Here is a 26958-nt window from a genome sequence, read left to right on the forward strand (position 1 = left end):
AACGGGCGTAAGCGTTTCTCGCTGCTTAAAACTTCAGATAATAAAAAATAAATAAATCATGATTTTTAGTGTGATTTTGTTTATATTTTAATCTTAAAGGGGATATATAAAAATAAATATAAGGGGCGTGCTTATGACAGCATCGGAGGCAGTCTTGCCAGTACCAGTATTAATCGTTGAAGATGAATATGTCATCCAGCGCCGTTTAAAAATCATATTAAGCAATCTAGGTTATCAGGATGACGTTCTGTTATTTGCCAATACGGTGAAAGAAGCATATGCCGTTTTGCAGCAACAGCCGATTGCACTGGCCTTAGTAGATTTGGGGTTGCCAGATGGAAGTGGGATTTCAATTATTGAAAAAATCCGCGAACAGGACGCACAAGCGTTGATTCTGGTGGTGTCTGCCTGGAGTACCCAAGATAGCCTGTTTAGCGCAATTCAGGCCGGTGCAACCGGTTATGTGCTGAAAGAACGGGATGATGTTGAAGTCGCCTTGGCTATTCGCAGTATTTTGCGTGGCGGTGCACCGATTGATCCCTTTGTTGCCCGTGAAATTTTAAAACAGATTTCTATTCCCACCATTTCAGCAACAGTAGAGCAGAACAGGTCAGCTGCGGATCAGGAAACGCTCACACAGCGGGAGCAGGAAATCCTGTCCTTGGTTGCGCAAGGTCTGAGTAATCGTGAAATTGCCGAGCAGCTCTGTGTATCACGCTATACCGTCGAAAGTCATATCAAGCATATTTACCGCAAACTCTCGGTCAGTAAACGTACCAAGGCGGTCAGTACCGCACGGCATCTGGGAATTCTGTAATGTCATCTGCCTGTTCCAGAAGCAGCAAACGGCAGCGACTGAAATGGATTGCTATTTTAATCCTGTGCAGCTGGCTCTGTCTGTTCTGTAGGATGAGTCAGGCGCAAAGCCATTTTCAGATTAATGATCTTTGTCAGGTGAAGATCAACTATATTCAGAAGGTTCAAGCTCAGGGTCCTACCGAGATGCCGACATCAGGCTGGCAAAGCGTGCGTTTGCCGGATAACTGGCAGAACAACTGGAAGAATTATCATGGGGGTGCCTGGTACAAGATTGTCTGGCGTTGGTCATGCCAGGACAATATTCGCCTTGCAGAACCGGTTGCCTTTTCCATTGATTATATTAATTCGGCAGGTGCCGTATTCCTGAATGGTGACTTGCTTTGGTCTGACCGGAACTTGCAAGAGCCCTTATCGAAAAGCTGGAATATGCCGCGTTACTGGGTTTTCCCGATTAGCGGTTTGCGTAAAGACAGTAATGAAATCCTGATTTATGTAAATGGCTACAGTTTCCAAAGCGCGGGCCTGGGCAAAATTCAATTTAATAATGTGCTGGTGAATAGCCAGCAGTATCTAGGCAAAATCTGGGATCGTCGGACTGTATTTCAGATCAATATGATTTTCTCTGCCACGATTGGGCTGATCTGTTTCATTATCTGGTTATTCCGGCGTTCAGAAACCACTTTTGGCTGGCTGGCACTCAGTTCACTGTTGTGGATTCTGTTTATTTCCAATGTTTTGACGACAGAAAATTTTCCATTTCGCTCCACGATTTCGGCAGCTAAAGCCAATATGCTTTTTTTCATTGCCTATATCCATTGTTTTTGTCTGTATTTGATCCGCTTTGTAAAACAGAAATTTAAGCAGTTGGAGCGAGGATTTATTCTGGTCAGCATTCTGTCCAGCCTACTGGTGATGATCAGTCCTTTGGATTATTTGGAGCAGGTACTGGGTGGAGTGTTTATCATCTATGTATTGCTCTTTCTCAGTTGTACTGTGTATATCAGCTATCAGGCCATCAAAACCCGAAATGGAGAATATCTCTTCCTGATGCTGTGTCTCTGGGGAATTCTGCTGTGTGTAGTCATCGACCTGATCATGTTGAATCAAACCAAGATCAATGAATTTTCACCTTTATCTCCCTATACCTCACCAATTATTACCTTGTTTGTCGTGCTGATTATGGGCACACGCCTGAATCGTAATGTCAGGAAAATCGAAAAATTTAATACCCAGTTAGAACGTAAAGTCCAGCAGGTCAGTGCTGACCTGAATAAAAGCCTGAGCGATAAACATCAATTGGAGCTGACGAATGTTCGTCTGCAAGAGCGGATTAATCTGTCACATGAACTGCATGACGGGTTGGGAGGGTCTATTGTCCGTTCCATGATTCTGGTGGATCAAAGTAGCGAAACAGTTTCTAAACAGCAGTTTCTTTCCATGCTGAAACTGCTCAGAGATGATCTCAGACAAATCATTGACAGTGGTTCATCTATTGAAAATAAAGTCCCACAAACGCCGGTACTCTGGATCGCACCGGTACGTTATCGTTTTACCCAGCTGATGGAAGAAATGGGGATTGTAGTTGAATGGTCATTTCCAAAAGTCTGGCAGCGTGAACCGACGGCATTACAGTGTTTGACCTTGATCCGAGTAGTCGAAGAAAGTCTGACCAATATCATTAAGCATAGTCAGGCCAGTCAGGTAAAAGTCAGTCTGGAATATTCCCAGCCACATCAGCTTACTTTAAGCATTCAGGATAATGGCATCGGTTTCGATGCTGACATGGTGCAAAAAAATGGTCTGAGTATTGGAATGCGCAGCATGAAAATGCGGGTTGAGCGCATGGGAGGATTGTTCCAGATTGAATCTGAACAAGGAGATACGCTGATTCGTGTTGTATTAGAGCTGTATCAGCCTTAAGTAACTAGAATTTTAGTAGAAAATAAAAAGAGGATCATGTGATCCTCTTAAAATTATTGCTTAAATAGAGCCTTGGAAAGCTTACTCGTCGTCAGCAGGTGGAACCAGCATTAACACGGCTTCATTTAATAATGCCGCAACATCTTCCAGAATTTCTTCATCAGCGAAGTCTTCACCGAATAACAACGCTTCACCATCTGCAAGCTGTTTGAGTTTTGCAGTGAATGCCTCAGAGATGCACACACCTTCACCATTAGCCCAGAACAAAACATCGCCCTCTGTTTCAGTATAGAGTAGGCGTGACGCAGGTTCGAGCATCAGGCTATAACCCTGATCAAGTGCTTCTTCCAGATCACCTGTACCGATTTCTTCTGCTTCAGGCAGGTTTTCAGGATATTTAGGTTCGGACATCAAGCTCATGATGGCATCTTCGAGAACATTGGAATTATGCAGTTGCTGCATGATGTGTTCTTTCAGATATTCCAGCTCATTGCTGCTGACTTCGCCAATGGCACCGACTTGATCACGGATGATATCCAGCAATGGGTTACGCAGCGTTTCATTTTCAGAGAATTTATCCCCGACACGATCCATCATGTCACTGACATTTGGCATACGGAAACCGAATGAATAAGTCAGGCAGTCATCTTCAGCTACGCCGTAGTGAGCTAGACCGGGCGGTACATAGAGCAAGTCGCCAGGTGCCAGGACTTCATCAAAGTTCACTTCTATTTCAGGTAATAATTTAAGTGGTTGACCTGGAACGAATGCCGTTTCGGCATCACACATTTGCCCAAGCTGCCAGCGACGGTGGCCATGGCCTTGTACCAGAAATACATCATAGAAGTCGAAATGTTTGCCGACTGAACCGCCTTGCGGTGCATAAGACACCATGATGTCATCGCGACGCCATTGTGGAATAAATGGGAATTTTTTCCAAAGTGCCGACAGGTCAAATGAATAGTGATCTACGGCCTGAACCAAAAGCGTCCAGAGCTTGGGCATTTTCTGGAAATCTGCTTTGAGCAAAGGTGAAGATTTCACGCTCCATTGATTCGGATCACGATCTTTCTGCTTGATGAGACGGGCAGTGACATGTTCTTCAAGCGCAAGTTCCATCACATCATTGGGTTCAAGCAAACTGGCGATTTCAGGCATTGCATTACGCACCAGTAAAGGTTTCTTTTGCCAGTATTCGCTAAGGAATTGTTCAGCGGTAATACCGCCTAGTACGTCTAAAGGTTGAGACATAGAGTAAAGCCTGAATTTAAAGGGAGAGATTAAGGAACCAAAATTTTTAATTCACGAAGAATATGACAGAGCTTGATCATTGGCATGCCCATCAGCGTGGTCTGATCTTGTCCGATCATTTCTTCAAACAAGCTGATACCGAGGCTTTCACATTTGAAACTGCCTGCACAATGCAAAGGTTGTTCAATTTCGACATAACGCTCGATTTCGACCTGAGACAGTTTGCGGAACTTGACTTTATAGTGTTCAACCAGACTTTGTTCAAAACCGCTCGATAGCTGCTGCACACTGAGCGCAGTACTAAAATAGACAATCTTGTCCGAGTTGGCTTGTAGCTGGCGAATGGCCTTTTCAGTCGTTAACGGTTTACCAATAAAAATATCCGGCGCACCTTCACGCCATGCCACCTGATCTGAGCCGATCACAATCGCTTCTGGATTTTGTTCAGCAATATATCTGGCTTTCTCAAAAGCCAGTCGTTGTGCCAGATCATCTGCGTGATTTTCCCCGCGAGGAGATTCATCAATATCCGGTACCATGGAAATATAATTAATATGCAGACGATCCATCAGCGCTTTGCGGGTTTGACTGGACGATGCCAAGATAATCTGTGCAGAATTCATTAGACAGCATATTCCTCAAGAATATTTAACGGTACATACGCCAGAACAGCTTTGTGACAGGCTTGTAGCTTGATCGGTGGAGCTTGACCCGCTTCATAGGCTTCGACCCAGCGCGTTACGCAGATACACCAGAAATCGCCAGGTTGCAGGCCCGGGAAATCCAGTTCGGGCAAAGGCGTAATCAGGTCATTACCGACTTTTTGAGAAAAATTCAGAAATTCTGAGGTCATTTGCGCGCAAACCGTATGCTGGCCCAGATCGGTGGTCGCAGTATGGCAAAAGCCATTGCGGAAATATCCGGTAATCGGATCGAAGCAACAGCTGGACAAAGGCTCACCTAACACGTTCAAACGGTTAAGATTTGGATCAGGATGTATCGACATAGGGACTGAATCTAAAAGAGGCTTTTTTCTATCATAACAAAACTTTGGCATTCATAATGTTTTCTGCAAAAGATGCTAACCTTTTTCTGCATAATCATTTAAAATCGCCTGGTTTTAATATCTATAAAGTGAGCTCTACATGAACTTTCAGCGTATGACTGACCTCGATTTAGCAGGTAAACGTGTTCTGATCCGTGAAGATTTAAACGTTCCTGTTAAAAATGGTGTGATCACCAGCGATGCGCGTCTTCGTGCAGCATTGCCAACGATTAAAGCAGCACTAGAAAAAGGCGCTGCAGTCATGGTGTATTCTCATCTGGGTCGTCCGGTTGAAGGTGAGCCTAAAGCTGAACAGTCACTTGCTCCTGTAGCGGCTTACTTGACTGAAGCTTTGGGCCAAGAAGTGAAACTGTTTACTGACTATTTAGATGGCGTTGATGTTCAGCCAGGTCAGGTAGTTCTACTGGAAAATTGCCGTTTTAACGTCGGCGAGAAGAAAAACAATCCTGAACTTGCAGCAAAATATGCAGCATTGTGTGATGTATTCGTGATGGATGCCTTTGGTACAGCACACCGTGCAGAAGCATCTACTGAAGGCGTAGCGCGTCTGGCTAAAGTTGCAGCTGCAGGTCCTTTACTGGCAGCTGAACTTGATGCGCTTGGTCGTGCACTGCAAACCCCTGAAAAGCCAATGGTGGCGATTGTTGCAGGTTCTAAAGTCTCTACCAAGCTAGATGTTTTAACCTCACTTTCTGACATTTGTGATCAATTGATCGTCGGTGGTGGTATTGCCAACACGTTCCTTGCTGCGGCCGGTTATAACGTGGGCAAATCATTGTGTGAAAAGGATCTGATCGATACGGCAAAAGCCATTGCTGCAAAAGTAGCAGTTCCACTTCCTACTGACGTTGTGGTTGCAGATGCCTCTGAAATTAACTTTGAAGACTTCCTGGGTTCATTGGCTGCTGCAAAAGCAACGGTGAAAAACGTTGCAGATGTTGCTGATAACGACATGATTCTGGATGTAGGCCCGGAAACTGCGAAAGCATTTGCAGAAATCCTGAAAACCTCTAAAACCATTCTTTGGAATGGCCCAGTCGGCGTATTTGAAGTAGATCAATTCGGTGAAGGTACTAAAACTTTATCTTTAGCGATTGCTGAATCTGAAGGTTTTTCGATTGCGGGCGGTGGGGATACACTTGCTGCGATTGATAAATATGAAGTGGCTGACAAAATTGGTTATATCTCGACGGGTGGCGGTGCATTCCTTGAATTCGTTGAAGGTAAAACCCTTCCTGCTGTTGCGGTACTATTAGAACGTGCTTAATTGTATGTCCTAAGCTAAAAAGCTGGCCCAGTGCCAGCTTTTTTTATGTCATTTTTTTGACAGTGAAAATTTACCCTTCATGGCTTCGTCATTAAAATGCAATAAATCTGTCATAAGATGCAGTCATTAAATCACCAAATGACGAGAATACGTGATGAAGAAACAGTTAACTATTGCAGTATTATTAGCAGCATCTCTGGCATTGACTGCGTGTGCAAAACAGGAAAGTGCACCAGAAGCTGAAGCAGAAAGCTCGGCAGCCGTGGCAGATCAGGCTGTAACTCCAGAACAGCAAGCTGCCATTGATGCCATTGACCAGCCAATTTTAGATGAAAAAAATACCGATATTCCAGCTGAAGTTGCCAATGCGCCAGCCGACGAAGCGACTGCAGACGAGTCAGTTGCTGCGACTTCAGAGCCTGTAGCACCTTAATCCGGTTAATGTGACACAAAATCCCTGCAAATGCAGGGATTTTTTTTAAATAGTGTTATTTGTTGCTGAATTGAAACCTTTGAACATGTAGAATATGTGGCATTCACTGGGAGGATATTATGGCTCTTATTTCATTGCGCCAGCTCTTGGATCACGCCGGCGAACATGCTTACGGCGTACCAGCATTTAACGTAAACAACTTAGAACAAATGCGTGCAATTATGCTTGCAGCAGATGCAACCAATTCACCTGTTATCGTACAAGCATCTGCGGGTGCGCGTAAATATGCAGGCGCTCCGTTCTTGCGTCACCTAATTTTGGCTGCAATTGAAGAATGGCCACATATTCCAGTGGTAATGCATCAAGACCACGGTACCAGTCCTGACATTTGTCAACGTTCAATCCAGTTAGGCTTTTCATCAGTGATGATGGACGGCTCACTGGGTGAAGACGGTAAAACACCAACTTCATATGAATATAACGTTGATGTGACTCGCCGTACAGTTCAAATGGCACATGCGTGTGGCGTATCTGTTGAAGGTGAAATCGGTTGTTTGGGTAGCCTTGAAACAGGTATGGCGGGTGAAGAAGATGGCGTAGGCGCAGAAGGCGTACTGGATCATTCTCAACTCCTGACTTCAGTTGAAGAAGCGCGTAGCTTCGTTGCTGATACCAATGTTGATGCGCTTGCAATTGCAGTAGGTACTTCACACGGTGCGTACAAGTTCACGCGTCCACCTACAGGTGATATTCTTGCGATTGACCGCATTAAGGAAATTCACGCAGCACTTCCAAACACGCATCTTGTCATGCACGGTTCAAGCTCTGTGCCACAAGAATGGTTGGCAGTGATTAACCAGTATGGCGGCGACATCAAGGAAACTTACGGTGTTCCGGTTGAGCAGCTGGTTGAAGCGATCAAACACGGCGTGCGTAAAATCAACATCGATACTGACTTGCGTTTAGCATCTACCGGTGCAATGCGTCGTATGATGGCAGAAAAACCAAGCGAATTCGATCCACGTAAATTCTTCAGCGCAACTGTAGATGCAATGAAGCAAATCTGTATCGATCGTTACGAAGCTTTCGGTACTGCAGGCAATGCAGACAAGATTCGCCCAATTTCTTTAGAGAAAATGGTGTCACACTATAAATAATTCCCAGTGAATCATTTATAAAAAAAGCCCACTGCAAATGTGGGCTTTTTTGTAGACTCATAAATATCAAGAATAAGAGCAGCATATGGAACTGATTTTCGCAGCAGCGCTATGCAGCGTTGCGGTCTCAATATTATTAAAAGTCGCCAAAAATAAGGACTTGAGTCAGATACACATGATTAGCTGGAACTATATGACAGCCAGTCTCTTGTGTTTTTTCTGGTTTAAGCCTGATATTCAGCATATTTCAATGTCTCAGACACCTTGGTTGCTTATTCTGGCTCTGGGCATTTTACTTCCGAGCGTATTTCTGTTTCTGGCCAAGGCTTTGCAAACGGCTGGAATTTTAAAAACCGAAATTGCCCAGCGACTTTCTGTAGTTTTGTCACTGGCTGCAGCCTATTTCATTTTTCAGGAACAGTTTAATCAGCTGAAAATACTTGGGATCGCTTTAGGTATTGGAGCAGTGCTGTGCATCCTGTTTTCACATCGACAAAGTACAGGACAGGGCAGTCAGGGAATGTTGTATCTGGGCTTGGTCTGGGTCGGTTATGCACTGATTGATGTATTGTTGAAATATACAACCAGTCTGGGCCTCCAATTCGCGGTGGCGCTGAATCTAATGTTTGTTTGTGCCCTGATCATTTCGATGGGCTATCTGTTAATCAAATATAAAAGCTTGGGCTCGATGCAGAATATCGGCGCTGGTCTGTTATTGGGTTTCCTGAATTTTGCCAATATTGCTTTCTATGTCAAAGCCCATATGCTGCTTAAGGATTCACCTGCGATCGTCTTTGCTGGCATGAATATTCTGGTGGTGGTATTTGGTGTGATAGCAGGTCTGGTATTCTTTAAAGAACGGCTCAAACCTGCAAGTACTCTAGGATTACTGCTAGGCTTGACTAGTGTGATTTGCCTAGCTTATGCAATGTCTGCTTGACATAAGAGGATGCAAATTCAATCGGATGTCGGAGCAGGTCACCTGCTTCGGCCAGTCCAAGCAATAAACCGGACTGTTGGCAGTCTGGACAGTGCGGATAAAGATGCTGTTGCTCTTTATAGTGCTGGAGATAAATTTTATCGCAATGATGGCATTCAAATTTCAGGGATTTGGATGTAAGGAGCGACATAGATGACCTCTATTGTTATTCTATTAGATGTAAATTAAATAAAGCAAAAAATAGGCTCGAATTGACATGGAAAGGGGCGCTTGACCCCTTTTATAGCATAAATTCCTTACAGTTTGGTGAAAATATCTTCAGCGGCAAGACGTGATTTAGGGAGTTTGGCATTGAAATCATTTTCACTGCGATAGCCTAAAGTCAGCAATACAGAAGGGATCAAACCCTGTTCTGCAAGTTGTAATTCTTCACTAATCATCTCTTCGTCAAAGCCGCCAATTGGTGTGGCATCAACCCCTTCAATTCCGGCAGTCAAGAGCATTTGACCGAGTGCAATGAAGGTCTGGTTTTCAGCCCAACGCTGAATATCACCTTTTTCATTACGATAATAATGAATATAACCTGCACGGGTATTTTTCTGACCTTCTTTGGCTGATTCATCTTTAAAACGGCCACTGAGATCATCGCGGTTCAATAAGTTTTCTAGATGCAACTCATTAATATCGGCTTTGGTGCAGAATAAAATGGTATGGGATGAATCCAGAACTTTGGGTGCATTGTAGGCATAAGTACCAACCAACGCTTTGGCAATGCGCTGTTTGGCTGCATCATGATCGGCAATAAAAAAATGCCAAGGCTGAATATTGATTGAAGAGGGTGTCAGACGCAAAATTTCTAATAAGCGCTCGAACTGTTCTGCCGGGATTTTCTTGCTAGGATCATAGGCTTTAGTGGTATAGCGGGTCTGCGTGATCTTGAGTAAATCCATCAATGGGCTCCAATCTTTTTAAATAAACAGCGAGTAGAAGTTTTAAATATATACATTTTTCACATCCCCTGATTATTACAATAAAAAAGCATCAGGCAAAGCCTGTTTTGAGATGATCTTGAGCTGGATTCAAGCAAAACTTAGAGTTAAATCAGATTAAAATCCAGTTTTTGTCTATTGGCACTTTTAAGCGAGAAGCGTTTAATAAGAGGCATCGCCAGCAACATGCAAATAGGTTAGCGGATGCAAGTGACCAATTACTTTGAACACAAACTGAAAACCCAGCAGCAAATCGGCTTATGGATTGGATTGGCAGATGCCTATGGCACCGAGATTGCGGCAAATGCAGGTTATGACTGGCTGCTGATTGATGGTGAGCATGCGCCCAGTGATTTGAGAACCACCTTGTCGCAACTGCAAAATATTGCCGCTTATCCCTCGCAAGCAGTGGTACGACCGCCGATTGGCAGCGTACAACTGATCAAGCAACTCCTGGATATCGGCGCGCAAACGCTGTTGATTCCGATGGTAGAAACCGTGGAACAGGCCGAACTCATGGTCAAGGCAGTCCGTTATCCGCCTGAAGGGATTCGCGGTGTTGGCGCTGCACTGGCACGTGCTACCCGCTGGAACAGCATTCCAAATTATTATCAAACTGCACATGAAGAAATCTGTCTATTAATTCAGATTGAATCTGTGACCGGACTGGAAAATCTGGATGCTATTCTTCAGATCGAGGGGATTGATGGCGTGTTTATTGGCGCCGTTGATCTATCTGCCACTATGGGTTATCAAGGTGATCCGAATCATCCTGAAGTACAAAAAGCTGTAATTGATGCAATCCAGCGGATTCGTTCTGCAGGCAAAGCTGCAGGAATTCTGTCAACCCAGCATGAAGTGACGCAAAAATATATCGAACTTGGCACTGAGTTTGTAGCAGTGGGCGTAGATACCAGTGTTTTGATGAATTCCTTACGTGATCTATTGGGGAAATATAAAAAGGATATCAATGTGAATAATCCGACTAGCGGTTATTAATCAACTAGAGATTCTGAATGAATAGCTTAACTGGATATTTGGTTTATTTTTAACCAGAAATTGTTGGGGGATGAGCTATTCATTCAACTATAAGAAAATCATAATGAACCTTCAAGAAGTAGAACAATTTTTACAAAAACAGCAGAACACCTTAAAGAATAAACGTCAGCAAAGAACTAGACGAGCGCAACAAGCTCTTTTATGATTCACGTACTGTTTGCAGCCTTAAATGCTATTCTTTTAATCCTTAATTATCAAAAGACAGGAGAGTGGAACTTGTTGTACCTCGCACTGAGTCTCATGTCTCTAATATTGATTTTCAAGTATTTAAAGACAGGTTTTATTTATAAATATAAATGAAATAACGTTAAAATGAATTTTAGATCATAAAAATCAAGAGCCTAATAATTAGTAAAGCATGGAAAAAGTTCTAAAACCCCCATTCTATTGTCATTACAATGTAATTTTGCTTTTAGTAAATAAATAGCTTACACTGGTTGCACTTCAAGCAAGTACTGTTCTTGCTTCTATTATTATTTTAAGCTGATTGTGATGTACTTTTTAGTTCAAGTATTTGAACTCAAATAAGATCTACTAACCATAGAACTATTATGTAAACTAGGTTGTTATTAATCTCTCTCCATATAGTCACAAAAAGCTCATATCGTGTGAGTAAATATTTTGATCAAAATCAATGAATGGCATATTGCCACTGCCGCTGATGGCAATGAAATTAACGTGAAACTGGTTCCATTAAAGCGCAAGCAAAATACAATGGAGGGTTTTATCTGGGTTGAGGTCGGTAAAATGATTCAATTGCCAACGGGTGAGGAATTTCAGTTCAATCTCGATGGTAAAAGTTTCTATACTGGGGTAAACCAGCTTTATCGTCTGTGTTAAGCAGATCAATATCGTAAAAAGTGGCTGATTAATATCGCCACTTTTTTAGTTTCAGGGTATCAAAACTTTGATCTTCCTGAATTTCCAGAATCTCTGCACTGTCTTCTTTCCAGTCGCCTAGTACAATTCTTCTTTTCTGGGCTAACTGATGAATGGCTGCGCGATGCGTATGACCATGGATCAGTACATCTACATCCTGTAATGCCAGCTCAACTGCATGTGGGTTGACGTCCATCACTTCATAGCTTTTAAACTGTTGTGCCTGATGGCTTTGTTGACGAAAGCGGTTGGCTAGTCTGGTTCGAAATGAAAGCGGGGTTTTTCTTAAGAAGCCAAGTAGCCAGGGATGACGAATAATCTTTTTAAAACGCTGATAGGAGACGTCATCGGTACATAGGGCATCGCCATGTTCCAGGCGAAAATGTGTTCCGGCAATGATTAGCTGATCGATTTCGGGAAGAAGCTGCCCGCCAAATCGAGCTAAAAATTTACTTCCTAAGACAAAATCCCGGTTGCCGGCCTGAAAATAGACTTGATTCCCAGCCTGAGTAAACTGTTTTAATGCAGTGACAATTTCGTCCAGCCATGGAGAGGTATAGTCATCACCAATCCAGGCATTGAACCAGTCACCCAGAATATACAATTGGGTATTTTGATTTTGATATTCAGTTAATAAATCTAAAAACCCCCGAACAAGTCGAGGGTGATCAGGTGACAAATGTAAATCTGAGATAAACAGATAGGTCACGAATCTTTTCCTTTTATTCCTCTCTAGATCCCTCATTCATATGAGGGATTTTCCATTACACTGTTTTAAAGTGTTGCTTTAAAACTCATAAAAGAACGGAGAGGACGTTTTTTATTCAGAAATGATTTTTGCAGATTCGATTACTACGTTTTCTAGAGGAACGTCAGCGTGGTAGCCACGGTTGCCAGTACGTACGTTTTTGATTTCGTTCACAACGTCCATACCTTCAACGACTTTACCAAATACGGCATAACCCCAACCTTGAGCAGTTTTGCCAGAGTGGTTAAGGAATGAGTTGTTTTTCACGTTAATGAAGAACTGAGCAGAAGCAGAGTGCGGTGCCTGAGTACGCGCCATTGCAATCGTACCTTCGTCATTGGTCAAGCCGTTGTCTGCTTCGTTTTCGATTGCATCACGTGTTGCTTTTTCTTTGAAGTTTTCATCCATGCCGCCGCCTTGGATCATGAAACCATCAATAACACGGTGGAAAATTACGCCGTCATAAAAACCGTCACGTACGTATTCTAAAAAGTTAGCTACGGTTTTAGGTGCTTTTTCAGCATTGAGTTCTAGAACAATACGACCTTTATTGGTGTTTAATTCGACTTGAGGAAAACTCATTGTGTAATCTCCTGATCATGGACGAGTGCCATGGTTTTTTCTGAATGAGTGAAGCATAAGCAAACTACATTCGACAAGGCAAGTAAAAACATTATTTTCTTTGTTAAAAGCATAAAAATAATACCTTATTTATACGTTGATTTATCAAGGCATTTCAAATGCTGCCAGACAGGGCGTTATATTTCGGACAGGCACGAATTGAATCATTTTCCAGTTTCTTAAAGCGTTGATATTTTAGTTTTGGGCAGCTTGCTGTATTTTCACTTTTTAAAATGAGTGAATTGAAATCAAATACCGTAGTTAGCGGTTGAGAGATTAATCACCTATAGTTAAACTAAGGAACTTTGATAATGAATATACGTACAACTTGTGCGATGAAATATTTGTTAATCCCTTTTTAACTTTAGAAGTGAATGATTGATCATGAAGCCAAATGATGTTGTGACATCTCTGCCCGAGAACCCGACCCAAAAGAACAATGCAGTCGATTCAGTGCAGCAGCAAGAACAACAACCAGGCTTGGACTTTGTACGTCAGGTCATTACCGATGATTTAGCCGCTGGTCGCGTTCAACAGGTGGTGACGCGTTTTCCGCCTGAGCCGAATGGCTATTTACATATTGGCCATGTGAAAGCAATTTGCTTGAACTTCGGAATTGCTGAAGAATTTAAAGGTGTGTGTAACCTGCGTTTTGATGATACCAATCCGGATGCCGAAGAACAGGAATATGTGGATGGTATTGCCAATGACGTGAAATGGCTGGGTTTCCAGTGGGAAGGTGAGCCGCGTTATGCATCAAGCTATTTCGATCAACTTTATACCTGGGCAGTTCAGCTGATTGAGCAGGGCGATGCCTATGTGGATTTGCAAAGCCCTGAAGAGATCCGTTTAAACCGTGGTAATTTCGTTGAGCCAGGTAAAAACTCGCCACAACGCGATGCAACGGTTGCAGAAAACCTAGAGCGTTTTGAGAAAATGCGCAGCGGTGAATATGCAGAAGGTCAGGCTGTATTACGTGCCAAGATCGATATGACTTCACCGAACGTGCATATGCGTGATCCGATTCTGTATCGTATCCTGCATTCTGAACACCATCAGACTGGCGATAAATGGAAAATTTATCCAATGTATGACTATGCGCATCCACTTTCTGATGCGATTGAAGGCATTACGCATTCACTGTGTACTTTGGAATTCCAGGATCACCGTCCGTTCTATGACTGGGTGGTGGCAAAAGTTAAATCACCATCCGTGCCACGTCAGTATGAATCGAGCCGTTTGAATGTGGACTATACCATCACCTCAAAACGCAAATTGCGTAAGCTGGTTGAAGGTGGTCATGTAAATGGTTGGGATGATCCACGTATGCCAACTGTAGTGGGTATGCGTCGTCGTGGTTTCACACCTGAAGGTCTACGTGATTTCTGTCAACGTGTCGGTGTGTCGAAGGTTGATGGCAGTATCGTCGATGTAGCCATGCTGGAATACTGTATTCGCCAGTCTCTGGAAAATACCGCAGCTCGTGGTATGGCGGTGTTAAATCCATTAAAAGTGACTTTAACCAACTTGCCAGCCGATATGGACCTGACCCATTCACGTCATCCGAATGTCGATATGGGCGAGCGCGTTATTCCATTGACGACTGAGCTGTATATTGACCGTAAAGACTTTGAAGAAGAGCCACCAAAAGGCTTTAAACGTTTGATTCCAGGTGGTGAAGTCCGTTTACGTCATGCCTATGTGATCAAATGCGACGAAGTCATTAAAGATGAAAATGGCGAAGTGGTTGAGCTGAAATGTTCGATTGATCCTGAAACTTTGGGTAAAAATCCTGAAGGTCGTAAGGTCAAAGGTGTGATTCACTGGGTATCTGCGACAAAAGGCGTTCCTGCAGAAGTGCGTATTTACGACCGTCTGTTTACGGAGTCTGATCCAGAAGTGGGTGATGACTTCTTGGCAAACCTGAACCCTGAATCATTGAAGGTGGTTCAGGCCGTGATTGAGCCTGCATTAGCGCAAGCTCAGCCGGAGGATCGTTTCCAGTTTGAGCGTGAAGGTTATTTCGTGGCAGATCAATATGATCATTCCAGCGAAAAACCGGTATTTAACCGTATTCTGGATCTTAAGGACAGCTTTAAACCAGGCAAATAAGCTGGTTTAAGTCAGAATGTAAAAAGCCCAACTCTGGTTGGGCTTTTTCAATACAGCAGGGAAAATTGCATGATTGTGCGTGATAAGAATAATAGTTTGGGGTTACTGTTTGCCTGGCAGGGAACGATTCTGCCCAAGGTGCTGCCCGCATTAATCTTGGTGGTTTTTATTTCCGCTTTGCTGGTGTATTTGAGTCAGGCGCATTTCGTGAGCCTTCCTGCTGTCCCGGCAATTGGTTTTACCATCTTTGGTGTCATTCTCTCGATTTTTTTAAGTTTTAGAAATACAGCCTGCTATGATCGCTGGTGGGAAGGTCGTAAGCTTTGGGGCGCGCTGATTGCCACCACGCGTCATTTATGCCGCGACAGCCATGTGCTAGATAATCAAACCCGTGAAATGTTGCTGTATCGCATGATGCTGTTTACCCATTTGTTACGTGACCGGTTGAGACAGCAAACGCCCAGTATTCAGGATTATCAGGCGACTACCGGTTTTGAACCTAAATCATTTGAGCAATTGCCCATGCAAATCAATCCATCACAATGGGTGCTGGAACAGATGCAAAAAGAGCTGGTACAGCAATATAAACAGGGTAAGATCAGCGATATTATTTATAACAACCTGAATCAGCATACTGTGGCCTTGGGAGATATTCAGGCTGGTTGTGACCGAATTTTGTCAACGCCATTACCATTTTCTTATTCGGTATTATTACATCGTGCGGTTTATTCTTTTTGCTTTATCCTGCCTTTCAGTTTGCAGGCAAATTTAGGCCTGTGGACGCCGATCCTGGTCGGATTAATTGCTTATATGCTACTCGGGCTGGACGAGCTCAGTGCGGAGCTGGAAGAACCCTTTGGCTTGCAGGACAACGATCTGCCGCTAGATTCAATTGTACGACTGGTAGAGCGGGAAACCCTAAGCTCTTTAGGTAAAGCACTACCTGAGGCGATTCAAGCCAGAAAAGGCTATTTAACCTGATTTGCTATCTATATCTTCAAAATGTAAACACGGCCTCAACCTTTCCTGCTCATTATTTATCGGGAGACTAGGTTTTGAATTAACGGTGTTTAAAATTAGTCAGGTCTGACACCTTGATTTTAGCCTGATCTTGCAATTCACGGTATTGTTGCAAACGCTGCTTGGCTTTATCTCTGAGTTTTTTCTTGATGTACAGTGCCAATGCGAAACTCGTGGTGGTCAGGGTCAGGAACATGCTGTTCATAAAACTCATCATTGAGCTGATATAGCCAATCGTCGTCAGGCGATTCATCATGTAAATTACTTGCGGACTACTTTCCACGCCGGTAATGGCCCAAGTACACAAATGCTCGCAATTATTAATAATCAGATGATAGTTATTTTCATGCATTCTGGACCGCATGCGGCGCACCACTTTACGACCTTTATATTTTGCCGAGTCATAATGTTGCATATGAATTGGTTTGCCATGACTGAATTTTTCAATAGAAGTTATTTCAATCGGGCGTTTCTTGAATAAATGCGCAAAGCCGGAATAATGAATGACACGACCACGTCCGGCGTAAATCCCATGATGGGTATAACCGAAATGTTTAACCATAAGATGTGCGCCTATGGGAAACCGTTTAGTCTGTTGCATATCAGAATTAAGCCATTTAAAAAAGCATTGTCGTTTAATAGGAAGTGTACTGTGTTTTGCTAAATTAATCGATGCCTTGCCTGAGTTTCAGATCAGAATTGAAGAGTTATTAAGCCAAGTTTTAAAGGAGCTAGAAGAGAGCAGAATTTAGAACATATTCTTCTGATAAAGGTTTTAAATAGCCTAAGCAAGTACTAAAATTTCTGCAAAATCACAAGCATGGATCAAGGAAGTCATTCAACATTTTCTGCCTGATCCCTGAAGCTTTTAAAGTTGAAGTTAATAAACTATGCTGAAATAGAGAAGACCAAACCCTTAAACTAAACTTTCAAGCATAAAAAAAGCACCTGACTACGCAAGTGCTTTCTTTATACGGCTGTAACCTTGGCCGATTACTGCAATGGCAAGTGCTGAAGTTCATTCAGTTCTTTACGGCTATAGCCGCGAGATACCAGAACCTTTTTAATTCCGATGATGATTTCTTCATCAGTGGCTTTAGAAAGTGCTTCAAGAAGCTGTTCATTTGTCTTGCAAGAGCAATCATTTTCAACACAAGCAATTTGATTCTTGTGTTCATTGTGTTGTTCATGAGAAAACAACTTTTGCCAAAAACTCATAGAGCCTTCATACAACAACCTAACATAGAGTGAAATATAGCCAATTAAATAAATAAAGCAATAGGACCTATGTGATAAAAGCAGCAGTCAGGCTAGAAAATTTCCGATTGAAGCCCGAAGGTCTAACGATATTTCTTGCTGTACAAGTCAATATTTATTATTAAACATATGATTTTAAATATAAAAAATGGAGCTTTAAAAAGCTCCATTATTGTAACAATATAATAAATTGAAACAAACTCTTTATACTTTTTCCAATAAGACACCCGTCTCAACATGGTGCGTATACGGGAACTGGTCAAACATGGCGAACTTGCTGATTCTATGCGTTTGAGACAACTGTTTCAGATTGTCATATAAGGTATCTGGATTACAAGAAATGTAAATAATACGCTGGAAACGCTGTAACAGTTTCAGCGTTTCATCATCAATACCAGCACGCGGTGGATCGACAAATACCGTATCAAAATCATAAGTCGAAATGTCAATTTGTGCTTCCTGCAAACGACGGAAAACACGTTCGCCATTATAGGCTTGAGTGAATTCTTCGGCAGACAGACGCGCAACCTGAATATTTTCAATCTGGTTCTGCTCAATATTCCACTCAGCTGCATAAACTGAAGATTTGGCTAATTCAGTGGCCAAAACACGGCGGAATTTGGTCGAAAGCGGCAGGGTAAAGTTCCCATTGCCACAGTAGAGTTCCAGCAAATCTTTATCTGATTGTTCCGCTGCATCACATGCCCATTCCAGCATTTTTTGACAAACTTGTGCATTCGGCTGAGTGAAGCTGCTTTCGATCTGCTTGTATTTATAGCGACGATCAAAGACCGATAGCTCTTCCACCACATATTCATCAGTCAGGACGAATTTCTGGCCACGGCTTCGGCCAATCAGTTTAATATTCAGTTTTTCCGCCAGGGCTTTTGCTGCAGGTTCCCAGCTTTCATCCAGCTTGCGGTGATAAATCAGGGATACCAGAACCTGACCACTTAACGTCGCCAGAAAATGGGCTTCAAATAAACGATGACCCAGATTGGCATCTGCCTTGAATGCTGCCAGTAGTTGCGGCATCAAGTCATTAATACTGCGGTCTGCAATTGGAAACTCATCAATACGAATCACTTTTTTATTGTTGTTTTCGTCACGTTCGAACATGGCATAAAACAGATCATCTTCAGTATGCCAGATCCGGAATTCAGCACGCATGCGGAAATATTTTTCAGGAGACTGGAATACTTCTAAAGCAGGTGGTTGATATTCGGCAAACTGAGCGCTGATGCGTTCAATTTTGGCTTCAAGTTGTTGCTGATAAGATGAAGTCATATGCAGTAAGAAATCGCAAATATTTTAAAGCGCAAATGGTAGCAAAAAATTGCCGATCTGCCTAAGCCTATTGTAGTCAAGCCGCTTTAAAAGCTGCATAAAAAAGACCAAACCTTCTGAGGAGAGAGGTTTGGCCATCAAGAGGAAAGATTTAAGCTAAAAATGCTGAGATGATTGGACTGATTTAGAGATTATCCATCGTCATCAAGCTGGCATTGCCGCCTGCCGCCGCCGTATTGATACTGATCGCGCGTTCAATCACAAATCGCTCGACCGGAATATCATAGTTGCCCGAAGTTAAATGGGTGATACCAATAATTGCACCTTTTCGGCCTGCAATGCGTTTTTGCAAATCAATCAGTTCAGAAGAATCACCATGATGCATGACGGCATCAAACGCGCCTGTTTCAATATCCCGGACCACTTTAAATTGCTTGCTGATCGCGGCTGGCATGGTTGGTAAATATTTCAGAATAAAAGTATTGTCAGCTAGGAATGCAGGACGACTGCCGACCGATAAAATTGCCAGAATTTGCTGAATCTGGTCTTGCTCCGTGTGTGCCAAAGATAGAAGACTTTCTCGTGGCAAGATTAGGTACTGATTTTCCTCACCGGTTGGACCTTGCAGGCTAAAGCTTTGACCAGTCGCAATTTGCATAGGTGCTTTTAAAGATAAAGTCGGGAAAGTTTTAGCTACCCAGACTTTAAACTCCTGAACAAGTTTATTTTCAACAAGTGCTGGACCCGCTTGAACTGCATAAGGCTGCGCCAGTTTTTTCTCGGATACTTGATGCATTAAACGGTAGATATACAACGGGCCACCTGCTTTCGGGCCGGTGCCAGACAGACCTTCGCCACCAAAGGGCTGGACGCCCACGACCGCACCAACGATATTGCGGTTGATATACAGGTTGCCGACTTCCGCTCGTGCAATCACGGTTTGCATGGTTTCATCAATACGCGTGTGCAAGCCCATGGTCAGGCCATAACCCTTGCTGTTGATCTGATCTAACAACTGTTCCAGTTCGCCATATTTATAGCTGATCAGATGCAGTACCGGGCCAAACACTTCACGTTCCAGATCATCCAGATTTGGCAGTTCAATCAGGGTTGGTGCAATGAATGTTCCTGGAGTTAATTCAGTCTGGTCCTGATTAAACATCAACTGATGAACTGTATGACCTTTGCTGCGCATCTGCTCAATATGCTTTTGGATATTTTGCTGGGCTTCTGCATCAATCACTGGACCAATATCGGTTTTAAGCAAGATCGGATTGCCAACGCGCAACTGTTGCATGGCACCTTTGAGCATATTGCGAACAGCCTCCAGATTATCTTCCTGAACACAGAGGACACGCAGGGCAGAACAACGTTGACCGGCACTGTCATAGGCAGAGCTCACCACATCCAGCACTACTTGTTCAGTCAGGGCGGATGAATCCACAATCATGGCATTTTGACCACCGGTTTCAGCAATCAGGGTGACGCTTTCTCCAAACTGGTTTATTCGTTCTGCCACGGTTTTTTGTAGAATTTGGGCGACCTCGGTGGAACCGGTAAACATGATGCCCTGAATACGTGGATCTGCACTGAGCTGTGCACCAATGGTTTCACCACGGCCCGGCAATAGCTGTAACACATCCTGCGGAATGCCGGCTTCCCATAAAATCTGTACGGCTTGTGCTGCAATGAGCGGTGTTTGTTCAGCCGGTTTGGCAATCACGGTATTGCCAGCGACCAGCGCTGCTGAAATCTGACCGGTAAAAATCGCCAGCGGGAAGTTCCATGGACTGATACACAGCACGGTGCCTAAAGGCTGGATCTGTACATTGTCACTGAGATCCAAAACTTGAGCTGCATAGTAACGCAAGAAATCTACCGCCTCACGTACTTCGGCAATCGCATTGGCATAGGTTTTACCTGCTTCGCGAGAAAGAAGAACCATGAGCGGAAGCAAACGCTGTTCCATCAGTTCTGCGGCTTTATTCAGGCAGGCAGCACGCTCATTTTTTGGCAGATTGGCCCAGAAACTTTGTGCATTAACTGCTTGAGTGAGTGCAATTTCGGCCTGTTCAGAAGTTGCTTCATAGACTGTGCCGACCACATCCTGATGGTGTGCTGGATTGATCACTTGAACTGCATGGGGCGTATCCACGCTGCTAAATGCCGTTCCCATAGCAGCTGACTGAAATTGCGTATTTGCCAGACTGGATGCGACTTCATTTAAAATACTGAGTTCAGCATCATTGGCCAAATCGAGTCCTGAAGAGTTCAATCGTGCATCGGTATAAAGATCTTGCGGATAGGGAATCTGGGGATGCTTGGCACCCATCACGCCTTCTTGTTTTGATGCCTTTAAAATGGTTTGCTGTGGATTTTCAATCAAATCTTCAATTTTCAAGGTTTTGTCAGCAATACGATTGACGAAGGAGGTATTGGCACCATTTTCCAGTAAGCGGCGCACCAGATAAGCCAGCAAGGTTTCATGATTGCCGACTGGCGCATAGATCCGGCATGGTACACCGAGTTTATTTTTCGATGGATCGCCCACGACATTTTCATACAGTGGTTCGCCCATGCCATGCAGACATTGGAACTCATATTGGCCGGCATAATACTGCTCAGGTTGTGCCAGCTGATAGATCGTCGCTACCGTTTGTGCATTGTGAGTGGCAAATTGTGGGTAGATATAATCCGGTTCAGCCAACAGCTTACGCGCACAAGCAATATAAGACAGATCTGTATGCACCTTACGAGTAAATACCGGATAATCTGACATTCCATCAATTTGGGCTTTTTTGATTTCGCTATCCCAATATGCGCCTTTGACCAGACGAATCATCAGGCGTTTCTGGCTGCGCTTCGCCAGATCAATGATGTAATCCACTACATAGAAGCAGCGTTTCTGATAGGCCTGAATCACAAAGCCAATGCCTTTCCAGTCCTGTAATTGTGGTTCAAAACACAGGCGTTCTAACAGTTCAAGTGAAATCTCAAGGCGATCACTTTCTTCAGCATCGATATTTAAACCAATATTGTATTGCTTGGCCAAGACCGCGAGTTTCAGTACTTTTGCATAGAGCTCATCATGCACGCGATCCATTTGCGAACGCTGATAACGGGGGTGCAGCGCAGAGAGTTTGATAGAAATGCCAGGCCCGTCATAAACATCCTTATCCTGCGAAGATTGGCCAATGGCATGAATGGCTTGCTGATAATCTTGATAATAACGTTCAGCATCCGGATCGGTCAGTGCTGCTTCACCCAGCATGTCATAGGAATAGCGAAAGCCTTTTTCTTCCAACGGTTCGGCATTTTTCAGGGCTTCATCAATGGTTTCACCCGTGACAAACTGCTCGCCCATCATGCGCATGGCAACATCGACGGCCTTACGGATAATCCCGCGGCCACTGCGTGCCAAAAGACCAGTCAACAAGCTAGACAGGCTCTTTTGCTGCGGGGTTTCCATCAGCTTGCCAGTCAGCATCAGTCCCCAGGCTGCCGCATTCACAAACATTAGCTGGCTCTGACCCAAATGTTCTTTCCAGTTACCTTGATTGATTTTGTCTCGAATCAGTAGGTCACGTGTGGCTTTGTCCGGAATCCGCAGCAAGGCTTCTGCCAGACACATTAGGGCAATGCCTTCCTGAGAGGATAAAGAAAATTCCTGCAATAAGCCTTGGACAATACCGGCTTTCCCAGTGGAAATTTTACGTTCACGTAAGGAATGTGCGAGATCAAAGGCAAGCGCCTGAATCTTGTCACTTATTTCGGAAGAAATTTCACTATGGGCCAATAACTCTTCGACGCATTCAGTTTCAGCACGACGCCATGCCGTATTAATACGTTCTTCGTATTGGTTTTTGTGTTTAAATTCAGCAATATAATTCGAGTGCTGGGCTGAATCTAAAATTGAATCTGGGCGGAGAGTGGTTGGCATAGTGACTTCCTGTACTGCGTCAATCAGTTCTTTGAGGTGAATGAGTTTTAATCTATAATCACAGAATATTTGACGAATATCTCACTATAGTTTTCTATTTTTTTAGAGAATAATTCTAATGCCAAGTCCTTATTTGAACCTTGACCGTATAGATATTCGTATACTGGGTTTATTGCAATCCGATGCCAAGCTGTCCAATATCAAACTGGCTGAACTGGTTAATCTATCGCCTACGGCAGCCTTGGCGCGTGTACAAAAGTTGACCCGGGAAGGTTTTATTGTGGGCTATGAAGCGCGCCTCAATCCAGTCATGTTGAATAATGGTTTTGTGGTCTTTGTTGAAATTTTACTGGATAAAACCACGCCGAATGTTTTAGATGAATTTTCCCATGCTGTGCGGCAGATTCCTGAAATTATCGAATGTCATATGATCAGTGGCGGTTTTGATTTCGTGGTGAAAATCCGCTGTGCCAATATGGATGAATTCCGCAAAATCTCTGGTCAGATCTTGTGGCAATTGCCCGGAATTAAAGAAACGCGCAGTTATCCGGTGATGGAAGTAATTAAAGAAAGTCAGCAGATCCATCTGAAAATGCCGGGAAAAGCTAAATAATTCGCAACCGCTTCATCCGAAAAGATAAAAATATAAAAGGGACAATTCAGTCCCTTTTATATTCAAGTAAGAAGATGATTATTTTTCCATTTCTGCCATTTCTTTTTGATACTCGGCTTTAGCCATTTCAAAACGATGTACTACATCTTCACTAGGTGCTTTATCCAGCAGACTGACGATGATAATGCTGAGGGTAGCCAGAATAAAGCCCGGAATAATCTCATACAGACCGGTATCACCCATGTAATTTTTCCAGACAATTACAGTCACGGCACCAACCACCATACCCACAATTGCGCCGTTGAGGGTCATTCGTTTCCAGAATAGTGACAAGATAATCAGCGGGCCGAATGCGGCCCCAAAGCCGGCCCAGGCATAAGCCACCAGACCTAAAACCTTACTGTTCGGATTAATCGCTAGTGAAATGGCAATCAGGGCAATCACCAAGACCATGCCACGACCGACCCAGATCAGTTCTTTCTGTGAGGCATTTTTACGCAGGAAACTCTTGTATAAATCTTCGGTCAGGGTGGTTGAACAGACCAGAAGCTGACAGCTTAAGGTACTCATGATTGCTGCCAGAATCGCAGCCAGAATGATTCCGGCAATCCAAGGATTAAACAGAATTTTGGTCAACTCCATAAATACCGTTTCAGGGTTTTGATTGACCACCGAGGCCAATGCGGGATTGACACTGAAGTAGGCAATACCGATATAACCGGCAGCCACTGCACCGCCTAGGCATAGAATCATCCAGGTCATGCCAATACGGCATGCAGCAGGAATGGTTTTGACCGAATCTGCTGCCATAAAACGCACCAGAATATGCGGCTGACCAAAATAACCCAAGCCCCAAGCCAGACTGGAAATAATCGCAACGGTGCTTAAACCTTCAAGCATGCTTGAAGCATGTGGGCGAGCCGATTCAAGGATGACACTCACTTGCTGGCTGTTGTCGCCCAGAGCCAAGAAGGTAATGATCGGAGTCAGCAATAAGGCAAAAATCATCAAACCGGCTTGGAATGTATCTGTCCAGCTGATCGCCAAAAAGCCACCAATAAAAACATAAAGAATCGTCGCCATCGCACCAATCACAAGCGCTGTGGTGTAATCCCAGCCAAACAGGCTTTCAAACAGTCGTGCACCTGCGACCATGCCTGAGGCACAATAAATTGCAAAGAACACCAGAATCACCAAGGCAGACAAGACCCGTAAAATACGTTTACGATCGGAAAAACGGCTGGTGAAATAATCCGGCAAGGTCAGGGCATTGTTCTGATATTCGGTATGGGCACGCAGTCGACCTGCCACCAGTAACCAGTTCAGCCATGCACCGATAATCAAACCGATTGCAATCCAGGCTTCTGACAGGCCAGACAGGTAAATGGCTCCCGGAAGACCCATCAACAGCCAGCCACTCATATCCGATGCGCCCGCTGAAAGTGCAGTGACCACACTGCCCAGACTCCGTCCACCTAGAATATATTCGTCAAAATTGGAGGTGGCACGATAAGCATATAAACCGATTGCAATCATGGCGATAATATAAAACATGAAGGTAATCAGGGTGGGGTTTAAATAAGTCATAGGCAGGTCATCCTGTAAATATGGAAATCATCGTCCAAGATGATTTTTTGTACTGAGATCGCAAGGAGGTGATTCAAGCATGGTTTAAAAATTACACTCTGTAACAATTACACAGCTTTTATGTATACCTATTGTAAATAGAGTAGTAATTCACTGAAATTGAATTAGGAATAACTTAAGCGGATAAAAGGCAATACGACGTCGAATTCAGGGGAAAAGTGGAAATTTTGAATAAATAATGAAAATATTTAAATTTTAGCCAGTTGTTTACACAATATTACAAAATTCACATCCTTAGCGTATTGGTAATAAATCGTAGCAAATCTAGGTTAAAGTCTTCCTATTAGGCCTGTATTTGTTTGCTCATATTAATGTCACACCAAATACGGTGCATCGCCAAGAGTATTTTTTAGTGGACAATATGCTTCAAATCGAACCGACCCGCATTGAACGTGATTTATTGGGGGAAAAACAAATCCCGTTGCATAGCTATTATGGGATTCATACCTTACGTGCCATCGAAAATTTTAAGATTTCCGGATTGGCGGTGGGGCAACAAACGCATTTTATTCGTGCTTTGGCTCAAGTGAAAAAAGCTTCGGCACAGGCCAATCTGCATTTCCAGAAACTGTCCGAGCAGACCAGTACTGCCATTCAGAAAGCTTGTGATGAATTGATTCAGCATCCGGAAGCGTGGCAAGCGGCATTTCCACTCGATCCTTATCAGGGCGGTGCCGGAACCTCCATCAATATGAATGCCAATGAGGTGATTGCCAATATTGCACTTGAAATGTCGGGCCATCAGAAAGGTGATTATCACATTCTGCATCCGAATGATCATGTGAATACTTCGCAATCGACCAATGATGTCTATCCAACGGCTTTGCGTCTGGCGACCTATAGCAGTCTGGATGAATTGTTGAGCGTGCTTAAAGCATTGATTGACTGTATCGATCATAAAGCTGCCGAATTTGAATATGTCATCAAGATGGGACGTACCCAGTTACAAGATGCCGTGCCGATGACTATGGAACAGGAATTCCGGGCATTTGCCACCTTATTAAAAGAAGACCTGAAGCTGATTGGACAGATGCGACAGTTATTGCTGGAAGTCAATTTAGGCGCCACCGCCATTGGGACCGGGGTGAATACACCGCCGAGCTATGCCAAGCGGGTGGTGGAAATCTTGGCGCACCTGACAAGTTTGCCTTTAAAAGGTGCAGCAGATTATGTCGAGGCGACCAGCGATTGTGGCGTCTTTATTATTTTGTCGAGCAGTTTAAAACGTCTGGCAGTGAAACTGTCCAAAATCTGTAATGACTTGCGCTTGCTCAGCTCGGGGCCACGTACCGGGCTGGCTGAAATCCGTTTGCCTGAGTTACAGGCAGGTTCTTCGATCATGCCGGCAAAAATTAATCCGGTGATTCCCGAAGTTGTGAATCAGATTGCCTTTCGGGTGATTGGTAACGACTTAACCATTACTATGGCTGCGGAAGCCGGGCAGCTACAATTGAATGTCATGGAACCTGTGATTGCCGTGGCGATGAATGAATCAATTCAGTTATTGACCCAAGGTATGCAAACCCTAAATCAGAAATGTATTACTGGTATTCAGGCCAATGAACAGATTTGTTTAAGTTCCGTCATGCGCAGTGTCGGGATTGTGACCTTGCTTGAACCGATTCTGGGACATGCCAAGTGCGATGAAATCGGCAAACAATGTATGCGCGAAAATAAAACTGTGCCGCAAGTGGTGTTGGAGTTGGGCTTATTAAGTGCAACGCAATTAGAAGAAATCTTTGCGTTTGAAAATTTGGTGTCTGAAATTCCTTCAGCAGAGAATCAGCTCGAACAGGTTTCTTAACAGAACCGGAGCTGTTAAATCATCTGAAACAGCGAATCGCTGCTATTTTGATAATTTGCCTCAAGTTCAGGATGTGGATTTGAGGCATTTTCATCTAGACTAGAGCAAGAACTATATTTGGCTAGGTAA

General features: G+C 43.6%; 24 protein-coding genes. 12 read left to right on the top strand and 12 right to left on the bottom strand.

Annotated features, from left to right (window positions below; all coding sequences use genetic code 11):
- The first annotated feature begins 133 nt into the window (after positions 1 to 133).
- Positions 134 to 817: a LuxR C-terminal-related transcriptional regulator gene (locus G4D73_RS01345; protein ID WP_213687188.1), complete on the top strand. Its 684-nt coding sequence runs from the start codon at positions 134 to 136 to the stop codon at positions 815 to 817.
- Positions 817 to 2739 carry an ATP-binding protein gene (locus G4D73_RS01350; RefSeq protein WP_213687189.1) on the top strand — a complete coding sequence of 641 codons (1923 nt, stop codon included), beginning with the start codon at positions 817 to 819 and terminating at the stop codon, positions 2737 to 2739. Before G4D73_RS01345 ends, G4D73_RS01350 begins: the two co-directional genes overlap by 1 nt.
- A gap of 81 nt (positions 2740 to 2820) precedes the next feature.
- Here G4D73_RS01350 and G4D73_RS01355 read toward each other — a convergent pair whose 3' ends face one another.
- From G4D73_RS01355 to G4D73_RS01365, 3 genes are read right to left on the bottom strand one after another with little or no spacing between them, the layout of a single operon-like run.
- Positions 2821 to 3990, bottom strand: a complete 1170-nt coding sequence (locus G4D73_RS01355; protein ID WP_213687190.1) for a cupin domain-containing protein — start codon at positions 3988 to 3990, stop codon at positions 2821 to 2823.
- A 29-nt stretch (positions 3991 to 4019) separates the two neighbouring features.
- Positions 4020 to 4613, bottom strand: a complete 594-nt coding sequence (locus G4D73_RS01360) for a Maf family protein (RefSeq protein ID WP_213687191.1) — start codon at positions 4611 to 4613, stop codon at positions 4020 to 4022.
- Entirely contained in the window at positions 4613 to 4996 is a 384-nt protein-coding gene (locus G4D73_RS01365; RefSeq protein WP_004279857.1) for a DUF2237 family protein, read from the bottom strand. Before G4D73_RS01365 ends, G4D73_RS01360 begins: the two co-directional genes overlap by 1 nt.
- Positions 4997 to 5135: 139 nt before the next feature.
- Between G4D73_RS01365 and G4D73_RS01370 the strand changes: the two genes are divergently transcribed.
- From G4D73_RS01370 to G4D73_RS01385, 4 genes are all read left to right on the top strand, one after another.
- Entirely contained in the window at positions 5136 to 6323 is a 1188-nt protein-coding gene (locus G4D73_RS01370) for a phosphoglycerate kinase (RefSeq protein WP_004279856.1), read from the top strand.
- A gap of 154 nt (positions 6324 to 6477) precedes the next feature.
- On the top strand, positions 6478 to 6756 hold the full coding sequence (locus G4D73_RS01375) for a hypothetical protein (RefSeq protein ID WP_004729831.1): 279 nt from the start codon (positions 6478 to 6480) through the stop codon (positions 6754 to 6756).
- A gap of 119 nt (positions 6757 to 6875) precedes the next feature.
- Positions 6876 to 7913, top strand: coding sequence for a class II fructose-bisphosphate aldolase (gene fba, locus G4D73_RS01380; protein WP_004279853.1), 1038 nt, complete (start codon positions 6876 to 6878; stop codon positions 7911 to 7913).
- Positions 7914 to 7998: 85 nt separating this feature from the next.
- Complete coding sequence (locus tag G4D73_RS01385; protein WP_213687192.1) at positions 7999 to 8853, top strand: EamA family transporter; 855 nt, start codon at positions 7999 to 8001, stop codon at positions 8851 to 8853.
- Here G4D73_RS01385 and G4D73_RS15455 read toward each other — a convergent pair.
- Both G4D73_RS15455 and nfsB read right to left on the bottom strand, forming a co-directional pair.
- Complete coding sequence (locus G4D73_RS15455) at positions 8816 to 9043, bottom strand: hypothetical protein (RefSeq protein ID WP_228305180.1); 228 nt, start codon at positions 9041 to 9043, stop codon at positions 8816 to 8818. The genes G4D73_RS01385 and G4D73_RS15455 overlap by 38 nt on opposite strands.
- Positions 9044 to 9149: 106 nt before the next feature.
- Positions 9150 to 9803, bottom strand: a complete 654-nt coding sequence (nfsB, locus tag G4D73_RS01395) for an oxygen-insensitive NAD(P)H nitroreductase (RefSeq protein WP_213687194.1) — start codon at positions 9801 to 9803, stop codon at positions 9150 to 9152.
- A 243-nt stretch (positions 9804 to 10046) separates the two neighbouring features.
- Between nfsB and hpaI the strand changes: the two genes are divergently transcribed.
- Positions 10047 to 10841 (top strand): 4-hydroxy-2-oxoheptanedioate aldolase, encoded by a 795-nt coding sequence (hpaI, locus tag G4D73_RS01400; RefSeq protein WP_213687195.1) that lies wholly within the window; start codon positions 10047 to 10049, stop codon positions 10839 to 10841.
- Positions 10842 to 11522: 681 nt separating this feature from the next.
- Complete coding sequence (locus G4D73_RS01405) at positions 11523 to 11741, top strand: transposase (protein WP_213687196.1); 219 nt, start codon at positions 11523 to 11525, stop codon at positions 11739 to 11741.
- 28 nt (positions 11742 to 11769) lie between these two features.
- On the opposite strand, the gene G4D73_RS01410 is transcribed toward G4D73_RS01405, so the two are convergent.
- Positions 11770 to 12489, bottom strand: coding sequence for a UDP-2,3-diacylglucosamine diphosphatase (locus G4D73_RS01410; RefSeq protein WP_004646748.1), 720 nt, complete (start codon positions 12487 to 12489; stop codon positions 11770 to 11772).
- A 111-nt stretch (positions 12490 to 12600) separates the two neighbouring features.
- Complete coding sequence (locus tag G4D73_RS01415) at positions 12601 to 13110, bottom strand: peptidylprolyl isomerase (RefSeq protein WP_004279844.1); 510 nt, start codon at positions 13108 to 13110, stop codon at positions 12601 to 12603.
- Between the two features lie 423 nt (positions 13111 to 13533).
- Between G4D73_RS01415 and G4D73_RS01420 the strand changes: the two genes are divergently transcribed.
- Positions 13534 to 15261: a glutamine--tRNA ligase/YqeY domain fusion protein gene (locus G4D73_RS01420; RefSeq protein ID WP_213687197.1), complete on the top strand. Its 1728-nt coding sequence runs from the start codon at positions 13534 to 13536 to the stop codon at positions 15259 to 15261.
- 69 nt (positions 15262 to 15330) lie between these two features.
- A complete protein-coding gene (locus G4D73_RS01425; protein ID WP_004729823.1) occupies positions 15331 to 16242 on the top strand; it encodes a bestrophin family protein in 912 nt (303 codons plus the stop codon).
- 79 nt (positions 16243 to 16321) lie between these two features.
- On the opposite strand, the gene G4D73_RS01430 is transcribed toward G4D73_RS01425, so the two are convergent.
- The 4 genes from G4D73_RS01430 to putA all read right to left on the bottom strand — a co-directional run bounded on the left by G4D73_RS01430 (position 16322) and on the right by putA (position 22765).
- Positions 16322 to 16882, bottom strand: coding sequence for a lecithin retinol acyltransferase family protein (locus G4D73_RS01430; RefSeq protein ID WP_213687198.1), 561 nt, complete (start codon positions 16880 to 16882; stop codon positions 16322 to 16324).
- Between the two features lie 392 nt (positions 16883 to 17274).
- The gene (locus G4D73_RS01435) at positions 17275 to 17499 is read right to left on the bottom strand and encodes a hypothetical protein (RefSeq protein ID WP_004279838.1); all 225 of its coding nucleotides are present in this window, start codon (positions 17497 to 17499) and stop codon (positions 17275 to 17277) included.
- A 243-nt stretch (positions 17500 to 17742) separates the two neighbouring features.
- The gene (trmA, locus tag G4D73_RS01440) at positions 17743 to 18825 is read right to left on the bottom strand and encodes a tRNA (uridine(54)-C5)-methyltransferase TrmA (RefSeq protein WP_213687199.1); all 1083 of its coding nucleotides are present in this window, start codon (positions 18823 to 18825) and stop codon (positions 17743 to 17745) included.
- A gap of 184 nt (positions 18826 to 19009) precedes the next feature.
- Entirely contained in the window at positions 19010 to 22765 is a 3756-nt protein-coding gene (putA, locus tag G4D73_RS01445; protein ID WP_213687200.1) for a trifunctional transcriptional regulator/proline dehydrogenase/L-glutamate gamma-semialdehyde dehydrogenase, read from the bottom strand.
- Between the two features lie 118 nt (positions 22766 to 22883).
- Here putA and G4D73_RS01450 point away from each other — a divergent pair, with 118 nt between their 5' ends.
- Positions 22884 to 23378 carry an Lrp/AsnC ligand binding domain-containing protein gene (locus G4D73_RS01450; RefSeq protein WP_004279833.1) on the top strand — a complete coding sequence of 165 codons (495 nt, stop codon included), beginning with the start codon at positions 22884 to 22886 and terminating at the stop codon, positions 23376 to 23378.
- Between the two features lie 78 nt (positions 23379 to 23456).
- Here G4D73_RS01450 and putP read toward each other — a convergent pair whose 3' ends face one another.
- On the bottom strand, positions 23457 to 24965 hold the full coding sequence (gene putP / locus G4D73_RS01455; protein ID WP_213687201.1) for a sodium/proline symporter PutP: 1509 nt from the start codon (positions 24963 to 24965) through the stop codon (positions 23457 to 23459).
- Between the two features lie 421 nt (positions 24966 to 25386).
- Here putP and G4D73_RS01460 point away from each other — a divergent pair, with 421 nt between their 5' ends.
- Entirely contained in the window at positions 25387 to 26829 is a 1443-nt protein-coding gene (locus tag G4D73_RS01460) for an aspartate ammonia-lyase (RefSeq protein ID WP_213687710.1), read from the top strand.
- Positions 26830 to 26958 lie beyond the last annotated feature (129 nt).

It is taken from the genome of Acinetobacter sp. WY4, assembly GCF_018438165.1.
Classification (GTDB): Bacteria; Pseudomonadota; Gammaproteobacteria; order Pseudomonadales; family Moraxellaceae; genus Acinetobacter.

Coding starts and splice junctions, on each gene's coding strand:
- G4D73_RS01425 (WP_004729823.1), top strand. CDS start 15,331: ATGATTGTGCGTGATAAGAATAATAGTTTGGGGTTACTGTTTGCCTGG.
- G4D73_RS01345 (WP_213687188.1), top strand. CDS start 134: ATGACAGCATCGGAGGCAGTCTTGCCAGTACCAGTATTAATCGTTGAA.
- G4D73_RS01430 (WP_213687198.1), bottom strand. CDS start 16,882: ATGCAACAGACTAAACGGTTTCCCATAGGCGCACATCTTATGGTTAAA.
- putA (WP_213687200.1), bottom strand. CDS start 22,765: ATGCCAACCACTCTCCGCCCAGATTCAATTTTAGATTCAGCCCAGCAC.
- G4D73_RS01350 (WP_213687189.1), top strand. CDS start 817: ATGTCATCTGCCTGTTCCAGAAGCAGCAAACGGCAGCGACTGAAATGG.
- nfsB (WP_213687194.1), bottom strand. CDS start 9,803: ATGGATTTACTCAAGATCACGCAGACCCGCTATACCACTAAAGCCTAT.
- G4D73_RS01365 (WP_004279857.1), bottom strand. CDS start 4,996: ATGTCGATACATCCTGATCCAAATCTTAACCGTTTGAACGTGTTAGGT.
- fba (WP_004279853.1), top strand. CDS start 6,876: ATGGCTCTTATTTCATTGCGCCAGCTCTTGGATCACGCCGGCGAACAT.
- G4D73_RS01385 (WP_213687192.1), top strand. CDS start 7,999: ATGGAACTGATTTTCGCAGCAGCGCTATGCAGCGTTGCGGTCTCAATA.
- G4D73_RS01355 (WP_213687190.1), bottom strand. CDS start 3,990: ATGTCTCAACCTTTAGACGTACTAGGCGGTATTACCGCTGAACAATTC.
- G4D73_RS01415 (WP_004279844.1), bottom strand. CDS start 13,110: ATGAGTTTTCCTCAAGTCGAATTAAACACCAATAAAGGTCGTATTGTT.
- G4D73_RS01460 (WP_213687710.1), top strand. CDS start 25,387: ATGCTTCAAATCGAACCGACCCGCATTGAACGTGATTTATTGGGGGAA.
- G4D73_RS01450 (WP_004279833.1), top strand. CDS start 22,884: ATGCCAAGTCCTTATTTGAACCTTGACCGTATAGATATTCGTATACTG.
- putP (WP_213687201.1), bottom strand. CDS start 24,965: ATGACTTATTTAAACCCCACCCTGATTACCTTCATGTTTTATATTATC.
- trmA (WP_213687199.1), bottom strand. CDS start 18,825: ATGACTTCATCTTATCAGCAACAACTTGAAGCCAAAATTGAACGCATC.
- G4D73_RS01360 (WP_213687191.1), bottom strand. CDS start 4,613: ATGAATTCTGCACAGATTATCTTGGCATCGTCCAGTCAAACCCGCAAA.
- G4D73_RS15455 (WP_228305180.1), bottom strand. CDS start 9,043: ATGTCGCTCCTTACATCCAAATCCCTGAAATTTGAATGCCATCATTGC.
- hpaI (WP_213687195.1), top strand. CDS start 10,047: ATGCAAGTGACCAATTACTTTGAACACAAACTGAAAACCCAGCAGCAA.
- G4D73_RS01435 (WP_004279838.1), bottom strand. CDS start 17,499: ATGAGTTTTTGGCAAAAGTTGTTTTCTCATGAACAACACAATGAACAC.
- G4D73_RS01370 (WP_004279856.1), top strand. CDS start 5,136: ATGAACTTTCAGCGTATGACTGACCTCGATTTAGCAGGTAAACGTGTT.
- G4D73_RS01375 (WP_004729831.1), top strand. CDS start 6,478: ATGAAGAAACAGTTAACTATTGCAGTATTATTAGCAGCATCTCTGGCA.
- G4D73_RS01420 (WP_213687197.1), top strand. CDS start 13,534: ATGAAGCCAAATGATGTTGTGACATCTCTGCCCGAGAACCCGACCCAA.